At 38.1% G+C, this 775-nt stretch carries 1 protein-coding gene; it reads left to right on the plus strand.

Annotated elements, in window-relative coordinates; all coding sequences use genetic code 11:
- Nucleotides 1-166 precede the first annotated feature (166 nt).
- Nucleotides 167-571 carry a hypothetical protein gene (locus I5M32_RS16585; protein WP_200588287.1) on the plus strand — a complete coding sequence of 135 codons (405 nt, stop codon included), beginning with the start codon at nt 167-169 and terminating at the stop codon, nt 569-571.
- Nucleotides 572-775: the final 204 nt, after the last annotated feature.

Consider the following 775-nt stretch of genomic DNA (forward strand, 5'->3'; position numbering starts at 1 on the left):
TGTTTTGGTAAAGGATTACAACGACGATGAGCCAGTAAACCCGGATGTACATTATTAGGGTACTGCCCTGCAGGCTTGCAAGCCTGCAGGTTTTTAAACTATGCCTTATCTAACTATGAAAAAATTAATCATATTATTGTTTGTCACTGTGTTTTACACAAATGTAATGGCTCAAGATTTACACAGCTACGCCGATACGGCAAATTACCTGATACACCAAATTGAAAACAAGAAAAGCCTTTTCGTGAGCCAGCCGCTTTCGGTTATGATGGATAGCCTAAAAATAAGTCCCGTTGAAGCAATAACTGCTGCTATGAGGAAAGAAGATTTTGGTAAAGAGTTAGGGCTTTACTTTAATTGGCAGGATAATTTTAATAGGAAACATTTTATTGTTGTATTGTTCGATTCCGTCCCTCCATATACTACATTGTTTCCGGTGTTTTATCCAGCGATCGGCCAGGGGGGAAGTTTGCAAAGCATACTTTCTGTATATAGGCCTTTAATAATCAAAGATGTTTTGGTAAAGGATTATACCGATGATGAGCCGGTAAACCCGGATGTACATTATTAGGGTGATGCCCTGCAGGCTTATAAGCCTGCAGGGTTTTTAAACTATGCCTTATCTAACTATGAAAAAATTAATCATATTATTGTTTGTCACTGTGTCTTACAAAAATGTAAAGGCTCAAGATTTACATAGCTACGCCGATACGGCCAATTACCTCATACACCAAATTGAGAACAAGAAAAATCTTTACGTTGGTCAACCGTTATC

Origin of the sequence: Pedobacter segetis, from assembly GCF_016623585.1 — a bacterium.
Taxonomy (GTDB): Bacteria; Bacteroidota; Bacteroidia; order Sphingobacteriales; family Sphingobacteriaceae; genus Pseudopedobacter; species Pseudopedobacter segetis.

Excerpts from the sequence above, each read along its gene's own strand:
- I5M32_RS16585 (WP_200588287.1), top strand. The coding sequence starts at position 167 with ATGGCTCAAGATTTACACAGCTACGCCGATACGGCAAATTACCTGATA.